Origin of the sequence: Pseudomonas petrae (assembly GCF_021728295.1) — a bacterium.
Lineage (GTDB): Bacteria > Pseudomonadota > Gammaproteobacteria > Pseudomonadales > Pseudomonadaceae > Aquipseudomonas > Aquipseudomonas petrae.
In genome coordinates this window covers 99,977-115,706 of record NZ_JAKJXE010000005.1, presented here as the reverse complement: position 1 = coordinate 115,706, position 15,730 = coordinate 99,977, and the positions used below count along the sequence as shown (strand labels likewise).

The window sequence follows — 15,730 nt, the reverse complement described above, 5'->3', positions numbered from 1 at the left end:
CTGGCCTCCTCAGGCGAACAGGCGATCGGTGTTGATGAAGCCGCGCAGGTTTTCTTCGCGTGACGTGCGGCAGTGTTCGGCGACGCTGGGGTCGGCCTTCATCCAGCTCAGCGTGACCGGCTGCGGCGCGTACTCGGGGTTGGGGTTCATCGGGTGTTGCAGGGCGGTCATGACGACCAGCGTGTCCATCGGCGCGTACAACTCGATGCTGTCGCCCGCTCTGGAGTTGCCGGGAACGAAGGTCAGCGCGCCGTGATCGTCGACGTTGACCCGGCTGAACAGGTTCAGCGTCATCAACAGATCCGACAGGCCCAGACCCCACTTGCCCATCTCCACCAGCAAGTTGTCGGCGCCGTTGCGGAAGAAGCCGTTGCGCAGTTCCTGATAGCGGCCCTGGCCGTATTTCTCGGTGACCTCTTTGGCGCACAGCACGCCACCGATGCTGTCGCTCCAGCCGCAGGTGTCTGCGGTGATCGCGGCCAGTACGCGACCCATGTCTGAATACAGGCAGTGGCCGCTGGTGAGTTTGGCAGTGTGCTGGCACTTGAGGCTGTCGGGCAGGTTCAGGCGCTCGGTTTTTTCGTGGGCGTTGAACATCGTCAGGCTGACGTTGGCGTTGCCGTTCAGATCGGTCAGGCGCAACAGCTCGCCTCGTTTGAGCACGAACGACAGGTGGCCGCCGCCGGGCAGGAGTTCTTCGGCGAACACGGGAAACAGCGGGGTTGATTCAGTCATGGGGCAATGTCCTTCAAGCCGTTTTCAGCGAATCGAGCGCCACGCGGGCGGCGCGACGATCGCTGTTCAGGGGAATGTCGTAAGTGATGCGCGCGCCATAAGCGCCGGGGGCGTGGGGGTCGATGCGGACCTTGTCGAACACCAGCAGTCGGGTGCCGAGGTTGAAGCCTTCGGAGAGGTCGTGGGTGACCATGAACACCGTCAGCTTTGTCTCGCGCCACAGCTCTAGGAGCAGCGCGTGCATGTCCTTGCGGATTCCGGGATCGAGCGCGCCGAAAGGCTCGTCGAGCAGCAGAACCCGAGGCTTCATGATCAGCGCCTGGGCAATGGCCAGACGCTGCTGCATGCCGCCAGACAATTGCGTCGGGTACTTGTCCAGCGCGTGATCGAGGCCGACCTTGTGCAACAGCGCCGCCGCCTGTTCCCGGGCGTCACGCTTGGCGGCGCCGAACAGCCGCCCGAGCAACGCCGAGCGCGGCAACTCCAGGCCCAGGGCAACGTTGTCCAGCACCGACAAATGGGGGAACACCGAATAACGCTGAAAAACCACGCCCCGGGTCGAGTCAGGTTCTTTCGCCAGCGCCTTGCCGTCCAGCAGAATGGTGCCTTTGCTGGCGACTTCCTGGCCCAGCAGCAAGCGCAGGAACGTCGATTTGCCGCAGCCCGACGCGCCCACCAGCGTGCAGAACTCGCCTTCGGCAATGCTCAGGTTCAAGCCTTCGAGCACGACTTGATCGCCATATTGCTGCCAGACGTTTTTGACCGAAATGAAGCTCATGGGCGCGCGCCCTCGTACCACGGGAACGCCTTGCGCGTGAGGGCTTTCAGGCCCCAGTCCATCAGCCAGGCGAGGAGGGTGATCCACACCACGTAGGGCAGAATCATGTCCATCGCCAGATAGCGCCGCACCAGAAAGATCCGGTAACCCAGCCCGTCGGTGGAAGCGATGGCTTCGGCCGCGATCAGAAACAGCCACGCCGACCCCAGCACCAGCCGCAGCGAGATCAACAGGCGCGGCAGCAATTGCGGCAGCACCACCCGCAGGATCAGCGTCCAGGTCGAGGCGCCCAGGGTTTGCGCCTTGATCAGCAGTTCGACCGGAATCTCTCGGGCGCGCTGCTCCAGGTCACGGGCCAGCACCGGCGTGATGCCGATGACGATGAGCATCACCTTCGACAGCTCGCCCAGACCGAAGACGATGAACAGGATCGGCAGAATCGCCAGCGGCGGCACCATCGACAGCACCGTCAGCAACGGCGACAGCGGCGCGCTGAACAACGGCAGTACCCCCGACGCAATGCCCAGGCATAAGCCGACTACCGCGCTGATCGTCAGGCCGATCGCGAGTCGTTGCAGGCTGGCGCCGGTGTCCTGCCAGAGGATGTATTCGCCGGTGCGTTGGTCAGGCACGAACGCCACGCGTTTGATCGCCTCGGTCATCTGCACGGCGCTGGGCAGCAGCTTGTCGTTGGGGTTTTCCGTCAGCCGCGTCGCCGAGCCCGTGAAATAGGCGAACAGCAACAGGGCGAACGGCAGGAGCACCAGAATCAGGCGACTGGCGCGATCCGGGCGGCGGTTTATCAGGCGCATGGCAAAGACCTTTGGTTTTTACAGCTTGCCGTCGGCAGCCATCTGCACATAGCTCGGGTCGAAGTGCAGCTTGAGGTTGGCCTTGTCGCCTTCGGTCACGCTGTTGGCGAAGGTCATGCCGACCGCGCTGGCGTCTTTGGCGCCTTCGCCGAGCAGGCCGTGGTCGAAGGAGAAGTCAGCGACCTTGCGCATGGTCGCCGGCAGTTGCTTGCTGGTGGCGAAGTCCAGCGCTTCCTTGGGCGTGGCGAACAGCTTGGTGGTGTCCAGTTGCGACTGGAATCCGGCCAGATCGGTGCCCGACGCCTGGGCCATGTGCTCCAGCGCGGCTTTGGATTCGGCGGATTTTGCGTTCATCAGCGTCACCACTTCAAACCACGCGCCGGTCAGGGCTTTGCCCAGTGCCGGGTTGTCTTTCAGGGTCTGGGTGTTGACCACCATCATGTCCATGATCTCGCCAGGGATCTTGCTGGAGTCGAACACTTCGGTGACGCCGGGCTTGGCCTTGATCTCCGAGAGCATCGGGTTCCAGGTGGTGACGGCCTTGACCTCGCTGGTGTTGAAAGCGGCGGCGATGTCGGCGTCGGAGGTGTTGACGACTTTCAGGTCTTTTTCGGTCAGGTCCACCGAGTCCAGCGCGCGGGCGAGCAGGTAGTGGGACACCGACAGCTCGACCAGGTTGACGTCCATGCCCTTCAGGTCGGTGACTTTCTTGCCGTCGCCCTTGATGACGATGCCGTCGTTGCCGTTGGAGAAATCGCTGACCACCAGCGCTGTGCTTTCAACGCCGCCGGCTGCGGGGATGGTGAGGGCGTCCATGTTGGTCATGGTGCAACCGTCGAACTGGCCGGCGGTGTACTGATTGATGGATTCGACGTAATCGTTGAGCTGGGTGACTTTGATGTGGATGCCGTACTTCTTGGCCCACTTGTCGACGATGCCTTGGGTCCCTGCGTATTCCCATGGCATCCAGCCGGCATAGATGGTCCAGCAGACGTCGAAATCTTTTTTTGGAGCGGCGGTGGCCGAGAGGCTCAATGCTGCGAAGACGCCTGCGGTGAGCAAGCTGAACAGACGGGACTTTTGCATGGGGTGTCTCCAGTAGCGAAAAGGGACGGTCAGGAGCACGGCGACACCACTGGTGTCCTGTCTCCCGGGCTTTTATCCCGCCGTGTAACCTCTACTGGAGGTCGCCAACTCTCGGACCAGCCACTCGCTAAACGCGAGCCGGAACCCTAGTCGGCTATTGCAAATTGTGGTGCCGCGAACCTGAGGTGACTCCTGCACAGGATCCCTCAAGCGAGAGTTGTGCCAAGTTGCTCAAACCCTTGTGGCGCCTGAGCCGGACGGGCGCAGGTCGTTTGACGACGGGCCAGCCGTGCACTGATGCAGGGCGCCGTCTGGCGGCTGGGGCCTGCGGTGGGGCACTCGCTCTGGATTCAAGAGTCTGAGTTAATGTTCTCGGCAGTTTCGGGAACGCCGACCAGCGCCGCTGGTTCGAGCTCTACCGCGGTCCGGGAGGCCGCCATGTATCGACGATTGCTTACCGCTTTGATGACATTGTCCCTGGCAGGTTGTTATGGAGGTTATTACGAATCAGAAAGCTACACGCAGCCGATCTATAGCGGTGGCTACAGCAGCGGTTACGTGTACGACAGTTATCGCCCGGTCGCCCCGGCGTATTACGGATCGGGGGTGTATTACTCCTCGCCGCGTTACTACTCGGCACCTCGCTACTACGCGCCGCCACCGCGTTATTACGCTCCTGGATACGGCGGGGGTCGTCCCGGCTACGGTGGTCGTCCGGGTTATGGCGGCGGCAACTGGTACGGTGGGGGAGGCGGGTACCATGGCGGCGGGGGCTATAACGGCGGCGGCTACCACGGCGGCGGTTCCGGCTATCGCCCACCGCCCTCAGGCCCACGACCCGGAGGCGGTAATGGCCCCGGTAGCGGTTGGCATGGCAATCCCGGCGGAGGAGGCGGAGGCCCAGGCCCAGGCCCAGGTCCACGGCCCGGCGGATCGGGAGGCAACCACCGTCAAGATGGCGGTTTTGGTCGCGGCGGACACGGCGGACCGGGTGGCGGCAATCGCTGAGTGATACAAGAACGGCGCTCCGAGGAGCGCCGTTTTTTATGGGTTGAATTTATAACTCTGGGAAGCAGGGTGCACGGATTCCAATTGTAGGACCGGCTTCAGCCGGGAAGAGGCCCGTCCTTCCACCCTCATATTTGCGGTGTAACACCTGACGCCTTCCCGGCTAAAGCCAGTCCTACGGGGTGTACGCATTTTAATGGTAGGACCGGCTTCAGCCGGGAAGAGGCCCGTCCTTCCACCCTCATATTTGCGGTGTAACACCTGACGCCTTCCCGGCTAAAGCCAGTCCTACAGGGTGTACGCATTTTAATGGTAGGACCGGCTTCAACCGGGAAGAGGCCCGTCCTTCCACCCTCATATTTGCGGTGTAACACCTGACGCCTTCCCGGCTAAAGCCAGTCCTACAGGGTGTACGCATTTTAATGTAGGACCGGCTTTAGCCGGGAAGAGGGCGGTATACGCACCCTCATTTCCTCAGTGTGACGTCCGACGCCTTCCCGGCTAAAGCTGGTCCTACTGAGAAACCGCTTTCTATCGCTGGCCTGTATGTTGCTCCCCCCTCAATACTCCGACAAATCCGCCAGTGGGTGTCGGCCTTCCCAGGCTTTTTCGAAGTGCGCGTCCACCACCGCCAGCGGGATGGTTGAAATGTCTTGCCAGTGCCAGTGGGGCTTTTGATCCTTGTCGATCAGCCGTGCACGCACGCCCTCGGCGAGCTCGGGATGCCGACAGCAATTAAGGGCCATGGCGTATTCCATCTGAAACACTTCAGCCAGCGACAGATGCCGCGCCCGCTCAATCTGCTCCCACACCAGATGCGCGGTCATCGGGCAGCCGTCGCTCAGGGTCTTCGCGGCCTTCGCCAATAACAGGTCATCTGAATTCAGATGGTGTTTCAACGCATTCCAGGCACTCGGCGCGTCGGCGACATCCAGCAGCTCATCAATCGTCTCGCGACGAGGCAGCCATTGCGCGGCGGGCAACTGATCCACCGCCTCCAGTTGCAGCGCCCTGAACAGGCTGGTCAGTTGCACCTTCGTCTGCTCCTGCCAATTGAGCTGCAGCAGCCGGTCGATCATCTCCTCCTGCTGATCGTCCAGCAGAAAGCGATCGGCGAGCCCGAGATCCAGCGCGTCACGGCCGTTGATGTGCGCGCCGGTCAATCCATGAAACAGCCCCAACTTGCCCGGCAGTCGCGACAGGAACCAACTGGCGCCGACGTCAGGAAAAAGACCAATGCTGATCTCCGGCATCGCCAGCCGGCTGCTTGGCGTGACGACACGGATGTTCGCCCCTTGCAGCAAGCCCATGCCGCCGCCCAACACATAGCCGTGGCCCCAGCAGATCAGCGGTTTGGGATAGGTGTGCAGCGTGTAATCCAGCCGGTATTCCGCCGCGAAAAACTGCGCAGCCGGCGGCGCAACCGTGCCAGGCTGACCGCTCCCGGCCTCGACCAGCGCACGCACGTCGCCCCCCGCGCAAAAGGCTTTTTCGCCGTTGCCGCGCACCAACACGCAGACGATTTGCGGGTCGCTGGCCCAGTCGTTCAGTCGGTCCTGCAACGCCAGAATCATCGGCAGCGACAGGGCGTTGAGGGATTTTTCCGCATCCAGCGTGGCGATGCCCAGGCGGGCGCCGTCCGTGGCGGTGAGCTCTTCAAATTGCAGATTCATCGTGACCTCTTGTCAGTGGTACGGGGATCTATCGAGAATTGTGAGTCCTCTCGACGCCCGGAAGTTGCAAACCGGCGGCTGAGAACGAGTGTAGAAAGATCCGACGGCGCTGCGCTGGAAATAATCAGCCACAGTCCCTAAAGTTGCGCATTGTTTCTGCCGGATCACACCATGACAAACCACGACCGCATCAAACTGGAGGCCAGCTGGAAGCAGGCCCTGCGCGACGAGTTCGAGAAGCCTTACATGGGCGAGCTGCGCGAATTTCTGCGTCAGGAGCATGCGGCGGGCAAGGAAATCTATCCGCCGGGGCCGCTGATCTTCAACGCCCTGAATTCGACGCCGCTGGATAACGTGAAAGTGGTCATCCTCGGTCAGGATCCCTACCACGGCCCCAATCAGGCCCACGGCCTGTGCTTCTCGGTGCAGCCCGGCGTCCCGGCGCCGCCTTCGCTGGTCAACATCTACAAAGAGCTCAAGCGTGACCTGAATATCGACATCCCCAACCACGGCTATCTGCAGTCGTGGGCAGATCAGGGCGTCTTGATGCTCAACACCACGCTCACCGTCGAGCGCGCCAACGCCGCATCCCATGCCGGCAAGGGCTGGCAGCACTTCACCGACAAGATCATCGAAACCGTCAGCGCCCATCAGCCGCACCTGGTGTTTCTGCTGTGGGGCGCACACGCGCAGAGCAAGAAAAAACTGATCGATGCGTCCAAGCACCTGGTCCTGACCGCCGTGCACCCGTCGCCGCTGTCAGCGTACAAAGGGTTTCTGGGTTGCGGGCACTTTGGTCTGGCGAACAAGTTTCTGGAGCAGAACGACCTGGCGCCGATCGAGTGGCGATTGCCGGCTGTTGTCTGACACGGCACTCACCCTGTAGGAGCGTGGCTTGTCCCGCGATCGGCCGGGAACCGGTCGTGGAATCGGTGCATGCGGTGGATCAGGAAAAAATCGCTGGCAGGTGTGCTGCCGCTACGCGCCAGATCGCGGGACAAGTCACGCTCCTACCGTTTTGGGCCTGCGCAGGCTTTGCGATCCCAATACCGAAACAACGGCTCGGCCAGAAACAACACAAACAACAGCCTCATCACCTGCATCGCCGTCACCAGTGGCACCGACAGTTGCAGCACCTCCGCCGTCAGGCTCATTTCTGCAATCCCGCCCGGCATCATCCCCAGCGTCAATGAGCGCAAGTCCAACTGAGTCAGCGCGCTCAGCCCCAGTGCGCACAACGCCGCAATGCTCATTGTCAGCGCCGTCCCCAGCAGCGTGCGGCCGATGAACGAGGGTGCGCGGCGAAAGAACGCGCGGTTGAAGTGGCAGCCCAGACCGCTGCCGATCAGCCACTGCCCCAGCTGACTGCCACCCTGAGGCAGGCTGATGTGCAAATCGAAACTGACGCTGATCATCGCGCTGATCAGCAACGGCCCGAATAACCACGGATTGGGCTGTTTCAGCCGCTCCCAGCCCCAGGCCACCAGCGCGCCCAGCGGAAACAACAGCATCAGCCATCGCCAATCCACCACCGTCGCATGGGAAGGCGGGCCGCCGTCGCCCATCAGGTATTTGAAGATCGCCGGTACGCACAGCACCACCGCCAGCACCCGTAGGCTCTGCCCGGCGGCGACGTTGCTGAGAATGGCGCCGTTGCGTGCGCCGAGGTTGACCATTTCGCCCGAGCCGCCGGGCATGCTGGAGAAGAACGCCGTGGCGCGGTCCTCGCCGGTGCGCAGCATCAGCCACACGCCGACCACGCTGGAGACGCTGGTCACCAGCGCGCCGATGAAGATCAGGCCGAAGTGGGAAAGGACTTGTTCGATGACGACGGGGGTGAAGTGCAGGCCGATGCCGATGCCGACCACCCATTGGCCGCATTTGCGGCCGCCGGGAATTTCAGCCAGCTGCCAGGGCGTGAGGCAGCGGACCAGGATGATCGCCAGTAACGAGCCGACCATCCAGGGCAGTGGCCAGCCAACCTGACTGGCGAGGACTCCCCCCAGCAGGCCGACCAGCGGTGTTCCCCACCACGTGCTGAATGGCCGGTCAGACATCGGCCAGCGCGCGACGCTGCCTGGAGCGCTTGCGCCAGATGCGGATCAGCGGGAACACCAGCATGAACGCCGTCCCGACCCACATACCCAGGGTGATTGGACTGGACCACAGAATTTCCAGTCCGCCGTTGGAGATCGACAAAGCGCGGCGCAGGTTCTGTTCCATCAGACCACCGAGGATGAAGCCGAGCAGAATCGGCGACAGCGGGAAGTCCAGCTTGCGCAGGATATAGCCGAAGATGCCGATGCCGACCATCAGGAACAGGTCGAAGGTGGTGGCATGAACCGCGTAGACGCCGATCCCGGTAATGATCGCGATCACCGGCACCAGTGCCCAGTTCGGCACCGACAGGATGCGTGTGAAGATGCGGATCATCGGAATGTTGAGGATCACCAGCATGACGTTGGCGACGAACAGCGACGCGATCAGGCCCCAGACGATGTCCGGTTGTTGCTGAAACAGCAGGGGTCCCGGCGTGATGTTGTACAGCGACAAGGCGCCGATCATCACCGCCGTGGTGCCCGAACCCGGCACGCCCAGCGTCAGCATCGGCACCAGTGCGCCACAGGCCGCCGCACCAATCGCAGTTTCTGGCGCTGCCAGACCGCGCATGTCGCCCTGTCCGAATTTGCCGCTCGCACCGGCGATGCGTTTCTCGGCCATGTAAGTTACGGCGCTGGCCAGCGTTGCGCCCGCTCCCGGCAGCACGCCCATGATGAAACCCATCAGACCGCAACGGATGTTCACGAAAAAGACCGAGCTTGCTTCTTTGACGTTGAACATCATGCGGCCGGTGGCTTTTACTGCTTCCTGGCCACGATGGGTTTTCTCGAGCAACAACAGGATTTCACTGATCGAGAACAGACCCAGCACCAGCACGACGAACTGAATGCCGTCAGCCAGATGGATGTTGTCGCCGGTAAAACGGTACACGCCGCTGTTGGCGTCGATACCGATGCTCGACAGAAACAGCCCGATAAGCGCTGCGACAAATGTCTTCAGCGGTCGATCACCGGCCATGCCGCCCAGACAGACGATGGCGAACACCATCAGTACGAAGTATTCCGCCGGGCCAAAGGCAATTGCCCACCTCGCCAGCAGCGGCGCGAACATGACCATGCCGCAGGTGGCAATCAGCGCACCGATGAACGAACTCCACGCCGACAGCGACAATGCCACGCCTGCCATGCCCTGGCGCGCCATCGGGTAGCCGTCCAGCGCGGTCATCACGGTTGATGCTTCGCCCGGGATGTTGAGCAGGATGGAGCTGATGCGGCCGCCGTATTCGCAGCCCAGATACACCGCTGCCAGCAGAATCAACGCCGACTCAGGCGGCAGGCCTAACGCGAATGCGATGGGGATCAACAGCGCCACGCCATTGATCGGGCCCAGGCCGGGCAGCAGGCCGACGACGGTGCCGATCAGCGTGCCGGAAAGGGCAGTGATCAAGTTGTAAGGGGTCAGCGCGACGCCGAAGCCCTGGCCGAGATAGCCGAGAGTGTCCATATCAGTTCTCCAGAACGTCGAGCAGGCCGAGGGGCAGGGGCACATCCATCACTTTGTCGAACAGCACGTACAGCGCGATGCTCATGAAGGTGATGATCACGACGCTTGGCAGCCAGCGGCCACCGTACAAGCGCGCCATGGGAATGCCGACGAGAATGCTGCTCAACACGAAGCCCAGCGGCTCGAACAGCCCGGCGAACACCAGCAACAGCACGGTGCAGATGCCGATCTTGATCAGTGTCGGACGGTCCAGCGCCGGCTCTTCCTCGGAATGCACGATCGGTGTCGGACGGATCGCCATGTACAGCAGCGAAATACCCATCAGCGCCAGCATCAGCAGCGGGAAGGCACGGGGGCCAACGGGTTCGTAGGAAAAGGGCGCCTGATAAGGCCAGGCCATCATTGCCAGGCCGATGCAGACCAGCAGCAGCACGACAGCGAAAAGTCGTTGTATCACCATGGAAAACTCCCGGATCACGCCACCGCGCAGGCGGCGCAACCCTCAGTCAATCGAAGACCGGTCAATGCAGTTCAATCACTGAATCAGGCCGAATTCCTTGGCCAGCGTTTTGTACTCGGCGACGCGGGTTTTTACGTACTTGTCGAGCTCCTCACCGGTCATGGCGAACGGGAACAGCTCACGCTGATCGCGCAGCTTGGCGAAGTCTTCCGACGCCAGCAGCTTGTCGAAGGCCGCTTTCCACCAGTTGTAGTCCTCGTCCGACACCTTTGGCCCCAGATAGAAGCCGCGCACCACCGGCCAGACGATGTCGTAGCCCTGTTCTTTGGCGGTCGGAATGTTCTTCATTTCCGGCTCGTCCAGACGCTCTTCGGAGAACACCGCCAGCAGGCGCATGTCGCCGCTGAGGATGTGCGGCATGGAGTCGGAGATGTCGGTGGAGCCCACCTGGATGTGGCCGCCGAGCAGGGCAGTGGCGATTTCACCGCCGCCTTCCAGGGCGACGTAACGCAGTTCGCGGGGGTTGATACCGGCAGCCTTGGCAATCAGCGCGGTCTGCATCCAGTCCTGGCTGCCCACGGTGCCGCCGGAGCCGATGACCACTTTGCCCGGGTCGGCTTTCAGCGCTTTGACCAGATCGTCGAGGTTCTTGTAGGGCGAATCGGCCTTGACCGCGATTGCGCCGTAGCTGGTTCCGACGGCAGCGAGCCAGCGAACCGCGTTCTCGTCGAAACGGCCGAACTTGCCCTGTGCCAGGTTCAGCAGCGAGCCACTGGACCAGGCCACCAATGTGCCGGCGTCGGCCGGGCGCTGAGCGACCACCGCGTTGTACGCTACGGCGCCGACGCCGCCCGGCATGTAAGTGACGCGCATCGGTTTGGAGAGGATCTTTTCGTTGATCAGCGCGCTTTGCGCCAGTTTGCAGGTCAGGTCGAAGCCGCCACCGGGCGAGGCCGGCGCAATGCATTCAGGACGGTTGGGCTCGGCGGCCCACAATTGGGTGGCCATCAGCATGCAGCTGACGGCAACGCTGATATGGCGCAACGATAGGTTCATGGTCCGTCTCCAGAGGAGTTGTTGTTTTAATGGGGGCAGGGCAGTCGTAGGTTCGTCAGGCAGTCGCGCCGCCACGTTGCAAGCGCGGTCGCACGTGCGTCGGTCGACAAGATGCGGACGTGACGAAACACCACGCAACAGGGCTGCGAGGTGAACAGTAGACACAACGGGGTTCAGGCGGCACGACGGCCGAGGGTTGCAGTGAGGGCATCACTGATGACTCCGATATTGTTTTTATTGTTGAAAACGCATCAAGGCGTTTTTCGTCACGACCCTGGCATCAGCAGCGTCACGCGGGACGCGGGACGCAATCGTGACAAGTCGTAACGGGATCCTAATCAGCGAAGCTTTCATCAACCTTTCAACTACCTTTCATGAAGCTTTCAGGCAGCTTCCAGCAGAACCGTTGCGGAGAAGTTGCTCATCAGCGCCACGGTCTTTCCCGCGCGCCGGGCCTTCACAGACGACCGCGCGCCTGTAAACTCCGCCCATAAAATGCTCACTGGGGAGAAATCGATGCGTGTCCTGCTCGTCGAAGATCATCTGCAACTGGCTGAAAGTGTCGCGCTGGCCCTCAAGAGCAGCGGCCTGACCGTTGACGCTCTGCACGACGGCGTTGCAGCTGATCTGGCCCTGAGCAGCGAAGAATATGCCGTGGTGGTGCTCGATGTCGGCCTGCCGCGCATGGACGGCTTCGAAGTGCTGGCGCGTCTGCGGGCACGGGGCAAGAACACCCCGGTGCTGATGCTGACCGCCCGCAGCGACGTCAAGGACAGGGTCCACGGCCTGAACCTCGGCGCCGACGATTACCTGGCCAAACCCTTCGAACTGTCCGAGCTGGAAGCGCGGGTCAAGGCGTTGCTGCGCCGCAGCGTGCTTGGCGGCGAACGCCAGCAACGCTGCGGCGAACTGGTCTACGACCTCGACACCCGCCGCTTCACCCTCGGTGAAGAACTCCTCACGCTGACCTCCCGCGAGCAATCGGTGCTTGAATCGCTGATCGCCCGGCCCGGTCGGGTGATGAGCAAGGAGCAACTGGCGGCGCAGGTGTTTGGGCTGGACGAAGAGGCCAGCGCCGACGCCATCGAAATCTACGTGCACCGCTTGCGCAAAAAGCTCGATGGCCACCCGATTGCGATCGTCACGTTTCGGGGTCTGGGTTACCTGTTGGAAAGCCGGGATGCTTAATCCGTTTCCTTCAGCGGAAAACAGCCTGCGCTGGCGCTTGCTGTGGAACCTGGGTTTGCTGCTGGTGGTGCTGATGATCGCCAGCGGCATGAGCGCCTACTGGAACGGACGCGAGGCGGCAGACACCGCTTACGATCGCACCTTGCTGGCCTCGGCGCGAACCATCGCTGCCGGGTTGTCTGAACACGACGGCAGCCTCAGCGCCGACGTGCCGTACGTGGCCCTGGACACCTTCGCCTACGACAGTGCGGGGCGTATTTACTACCAGGTCAACGACATCAACCAGAAGCTCATTTCGGGCTACGAAAACATCCCCGCGCCGCCCCCGGGCACGCCGCGCACCGACGCTTATCCGGCCCTCGCCAAGTTCTACAGCGGCCGTTATCAGGGCCAGGATGTGCGGGTGGTCAGCCTGCTCAAGGCCGTGAGCGAGCCGAACATGAACGGCATGGCCGAGATTCGCGTGGCGGAAACCGAAGAAGCGCGGGTGGACATGGCCCAGGCACTGATGGCCGATACGTTGCTGCGTCTGGGCATGCTGGGCTGCGGCGCGTTGTTGCTGGTCTGGTTCACGGTCAGCGCCGCGTTGCGACCACTGGACCGCCTGCGCACGGCGGTGGAAGAACGTCAGCCTGACGATTTGCGCTCGTTGCCGCTGGTCGAAGTGCAGCACGAGCTGCGCCCGCTGGTCAGCTCGCTCAACCACTTCACCGAGCGGCTGCGCATGCAGTTTGAGCGCCAGGCGCAATTCATCGCCGACGCGGCGCATGAATTACGCACGCCGCTGGCTGCCTTAAAGGCGCGGCTGGAGCTGGGCTTGCGTGACCAGGAGCCTGCGGCGTGGCGCAATACGCTCGAAAGCGCCGCCTCCGGCACCGATAAACTGACCCATCTGGCTAACCAGTTGCTGTCGCTGGCACGCATCGAAAACGGCGCGCGGGCCATTGCCGAAGGCGGCGCGCAATTGCTCGACCTCAGCCAACTGGCGCGTGAGCTGGGCATGGCCATGGCGCCGCTGGCCCACGCCCGGGGTGTGGCCCTGGCGCTGGAAGCTGACGAGCCAGTGTGGATGCGCGGCGAGCCCACGTTGCTCAACGAACTGCTGAGCAATCTGGTGGACAATGCCCTTGCCCATACCCCCGCAGGCGGCAACGTGATCTTGCGTGTTCACGCGCCGTGCGTGCTCGAAGTCGAGGACGACGGCCCAGGCATCCCGGCCCACGAACGCGAGCGAGTGTTCGAGCGCTTCTACCGGCGCAATCAGCAAAGCAAGGGTTCCGGACTGGGATTGGCGATTGTGGGAGAGATCTGCAGGGCACATCTGGCGCGCATCACCTTGCATGACGGCGAACAGCGGGGCTTGAAAGTGAGGGTGAGCTTTGTGGTGCCAGAGTCCGGGCTGGTGGGACTGGCTGAGCGCGCAAGCAACAGTGATCAGTAGAGCAGCGTCATCGCCTCATTCATCTCGTTGATCAGCCCACCATCGGCCATGTTCAGGCCCAACTGCGCCACGGCCGGCACTGACTGAAAATGCAGATTCGAGTACGGCGTGCCGTTCATTTCATGAATATGAATCGTCGCGACCTGCACCAGATCCACGTAGTCAGCCTGATCCGAGACACGGCTGAAATTCTGGAATTGCCGAGGGACGATCGCCAGGCCTTCCGGGAAATCCCACGAGCGCAGCAGCCGCTCGCCGATGATCGGATGGATGCGTTCGATAACGTGATTGAGGCTGATCGGGTCGGAGAGCAACTCGTAGTTGTCCTCGGCGTAGGTCAGGATCGGCAGCACACCAATGAGATGAATGAGCCCGGCCAGCGTGGCCTTGTCAGCCTTGAGGCGCGCACTGCGGTAACTGAGGACATTACTGACCCCCGCCACCTGCATGCTGAGTTTCCAGATGTCGCGCATCTTGGTTTCGATGACGTCGGATTTTGCGTGAAACATCTGCTCCACCACCAGCCCGATGGCCAGGTTACAGCTGTAGTTCACGCCCAGACGTCGAACCGCCGTCAGCACGTCGCTGACTTCAAAATTCGGCCGCAGCAGTGGGCTGTTGACGACTTTGATCAGCCGTGCGGAAAGCGCGGTGTCGCTGCCGATGACCTTGCTCAGCGCAGCAATGGAGATTTCCGAGTCTTCCGCCGCGAGGCGGATCCTCAGTGCAACTTCGGGGAGAGTTGGCAGAAACAGAGCATCCTTGTCGATCGCCTTGATCAGATCCCTCTGCACCTCGTCAGCCATGCTACTCATATTGGATCTCTGGACATTGCATTCCGGCCAACGGCCGTCTACTCGAGGGGACGGCGCTGGCAACTACACTGACGTCTTGCGCATGCTTCAACCGGGTTCAACGCTGTGTTTCGAGCTTCGCGTCGAGGGTGTATGGCAATTCGCTTAATTGCAGGGCCTCGCCATCAGCCGTACCAAGATGGATCCGGCCATCTTCCCCCGCATCCGCCTGCAAGACCGCCAGCACCTCGATCCCTACATCAGACCGGGCCGCGATCACAACGTTGCCTACCGCGCTTGAATGGACCGGCGAAAATAGCGTAGCGCCCGGTTCAGGCAGTTCGCTGCCGCCCATGGTCAGGCGATACAGCCGGCGTTTCAGCTTGCCGAGGTATTGCATCCGCGCCACGATCTCCTGGCCGGTGTAGCAGCCTTTCTTGAAGCTCACTCCGCCCACGGCTTGCAGGTTGATCATCTGCGGGATGAATTCTTCACGGGTTTGCCCAAACACCTGGCCGATGCCGGCGCGGATCTGCCCCAGCAGCCAGTCGTTGAGCGGCGCTTCCGGCACGTGGGCGACCAGACGGCTGCGCACGTCATTGGCCTGCTCGGCACGTACCCACAATTCGGCGCGGGCAGGGGAAACACGAATGGCGATGAGGTCATTGGCGCGGGCGACCGAGTCGGTGTCGTGCGCAAGGTCGAGGCCGAGGCTGACCAGCGCGCCGTCACCGTCTTGCAGGCCGAATCGAGCCCAGGACGCGCTTTCGTCGGTCAGTTTGGATTTGGAGAAGACGGCGTATTTCTTCAGGTCCAGCAATTGCGCTTCGATCAGCTCGCTGGCCATTGCCAGCAGCACGCCGTCACCTTCAAGCAGGATGCGAAAGCTGGACTGCATGCGGCCCTTTTGCGTGCAGCGCGCGCCGAGGGTCGCCCTGGCTTCGCTGAGGTAATCAATGTTGCAAGTCAGTTGGCCTTGCAGGAACTTGCCGGCATCCACGCCGCGAACGGCGAGCACACCTTCATGGGACAGGGGGCAGAAAAATGCTGGAACGGCCATGAGTCATCGCAGGGTAGAAGTCTGGGGCACCATCATAGTGCCGCGTGTCGTTAATGGGTATACGCAAAAAGCTGC

At 62.1% G+C, this 15,730-nt stretch carries 15 protein-coding genes and 1 riboswitch; of the genes, 4 read left to right on the top strand and 11 right to left on the bottom strand.

The genetic code is table 11. The features are described 5' to 3' along the window. Positions 1-9 precede the first annotated feature (9 nt). From L4G42_RS10180 to L4G42_RS10165, 4 genes are read right to left on the bottom strand one after another with little or no spacing between them, the layout of a single operon-like run. Positions 10-735 (bottom strand): urea amidolyase associated protein UAAP1, encoded by a 726-nt coding sequence (locus tag L4G42_RS10180; protein WP_237260795.1) that lies wholly within the window; start codon positions 733-735, stop codon positions 10-12. 13 nt (positions 736-748) lie between these two features. Next, complete coding sequence (locus L4G42_RS10175; RefSeq protein ID WP_237250399.1) at positions 749-1,513, bottom strand: ABC transporter ATP-binding protein; 765 nt, start codon at positions 1,511-1,513, stop codon at positions 749-751. Further along, a complete protein-coding gene (locus L4G42_RS10170; RefSeq protein WP_237250398.1) occupies positions 1,510-2,325 on the bottom strand; it encodes an ABC transporter permease in 816 nt (271 codons plus the stop codon). Before L4G42_RS10170 ends, L4G42_RS10175 begins: the two co-directional genes overlap by 4 nt. Positions 2,326-2,343: 18 nt before the next feature. Continuing rightward, the gene (locus L4G42_RS10165; RefSeq protein WP_237250397.1) at positions 2,344-3,411 is read right to left on the bottom strand and encodes a putative urea ABC transporter substrate-binding protein; all 1,068 of its coding nucleotides are present in this window, start codon (positions 3,409-3,411) and stop codon (positions 2,344-2,346) included. 59 nt (positions 3,412-3,470) lie between these two features. After that, a riboswitch (guanidine-I (ykkC/yxkD leader) is annotated at positions 3,471-3,572 on the bottom strand. A 277-nt stretch (positions 3,573-3,849) separates the two neighbouring features. Between L4G42_RS10165 and L4G42_RS10160 the strand changes: the two genes are divergently transcribed. Then, positions 3,850-4,419 (top strand): hypothetical protein, encoded by a 570-nt coding sequence (locus tag L4G42_RS10160; protein WP_237250396.1) that lies wholly within the window; start codon positions 3,850-3,852, stop codon positions 4,417-4,419. Positions 4,420-4,979: 560 nt separating this feature from the next. On the opposite strand, the gene L4G42_RS10155 is transcribed toward L4G42_RS10160, so the two are convergent. Beyond that, positions 4,980-6,092 (bottom strand): enoyl-CoA hydratase/isomerase family protein, encoded by a 1,113-nt coding sequence (locus L4G42_RS10155; protein WP_237260793.1) that lies wholly within the window; start codon positions 6,090-6,092, stop codon positions 4,980-4,982. Positions 6,093-6,263: 171 nt separating this feature from the next. Here L4G42_RS10155 and ung point away from each other — a divergent pair, with 171 nt between their 5' ends. Beyond that, on the top strand, positions 6,264-6,959 hold the full coding sequence (gene ung / locus L4G42_RS10150; RefSeq protein WP_237250394.1) for a uracil-DNA glycosylase: 696 nt from the start codon (positions 6,264-6,266) through the stop codon (positions 6,957-6,959). Positions 6,960-7,102: 143 nt separating this feature from the next. Here the strand turns inward: ung and L4G42_RS10145 are convergent, their stop codons facing one another. The 4 genes from L4G42_RS10145 to L4G42_RS10130 form a co-directional block, all read right to left on the bottom strand. After that, on the bottom strand, positions 7,103-8,149 hold the full coding sequence (locus L4G42_RS10145) for an AbrB family transcriptional regulator (RefSeq protein ID WP_237259796.1): 1,047 nt from the start codon (positions 8,147-8,149) through the stop codon (positions 7,103-7,105). Further along, positions 8,142-9,656, bottom strand: coding sequence for a tripartite tricarboxylate transporter permease (locus L4G42_RS10140; RefSeq protein WP_237250392.1), 1,515 nt, complete (start codon positions 9,654-9,656; stop codon positions 8,142-8,144). Before L4G42_RS10140 ends, L4G42_RS10145 begins: the two co-directional genes overlap by 8 nt. 1 nt (position 9,657) lies before the next feature. Further along, positions 9,658-10,116 (bottom strand): tripartite tricarboxylate transporter TctB family protein, encoded by a 459-nt coding sequence (locus L4G42_RS10135; protein WP_237250391.1) that lies wholly within the window; start codon positions 10,114-10,116, stop codon positions 9,658-9,660. 75 nt (positions 10,117-10,191) lie between these two features. Then, positions 10,192-11,172: a Bug family tripartite tricarboxylate transporter substrate binding protein gene (locus L4G42_RS10130; RefSeq protein WP_237250390.1), complete on the bottom strand. Its 981-nt coding sequence runs from the start codon at positions 11,170-11,172 to the stop codon at positions 10,192-10,194. A 516-nt stretch (positions 11,173-11,688) separates the two neighbouring features. Between L4G42_RS10130 and L4G42_RS10125 the strand changes: the two genes are divergently transcribed. Both L4G42_RS10125 and L4G42_RS10120 read left to right on the top strand, forming a co-directional pair. After that, the gene (locus tag L4G42_RS10125) at positions 11,689-12,360 is read left to right on the top strand and encodes a response regulator (protein ID WP_237250389.1); all 672 of its coding nucleotides are present in this window, start codon (positions 11,689-11,691) and stop codon (positions 12,358-12,360) included. After that, complete coding sequence (locus L4G42_RS10120) at positions 12,353-13,801, top strand: sensor histidine kinase (RefSeq protein ID WP_237250388.1); 1,449 nt, start codon at positions 12,353-12,355, stop codon at positions 13,799-13,801. The genes L4G42_RS10125 and L4G42_RS10120 overlap by 8 nt, the downstream gene beginning before the upstream one ends. Here L4G42_RS10120 and L4G42_RS10115 read toward each other — a convergent pair. Together L4G42_RS10115 and ygfZ are read right to left on the bottom strand one after the other, a co-directional pair. Continuing rightward, positions 13,795-14,616, bottom strand: a complete 822-nt coding sequence (locus L4G42_RS10115) for an HDOD domain-containing protein (RefSeq protein ID WP_237259795.1) — start codon at positions 14,614-14,616, stop codon at positions 13,795-13,797. The genes L4G42_RS10120 and L4G42_RS10115 overlap by 7 nt on opposite strands. A gap of 97 nt (positions 14,617-14,713) precedes the next feature. Beyond that, positions 14,714-15,655: a CAF17-like 4Fe-4S cluster assembly/insertion protein YgfZ gene (ygfZ, locus tag L4G42_RS10110; protein WP_237250386.1), complete on the bottom strand. Its 942-nt coding sequence runs from the start codon at positions 15,653-15,655 to the stop codon at positions 14,714-14,716. Between the last annotated feature and the right edge of the window lie 75 nt (positions 15,656-15,730).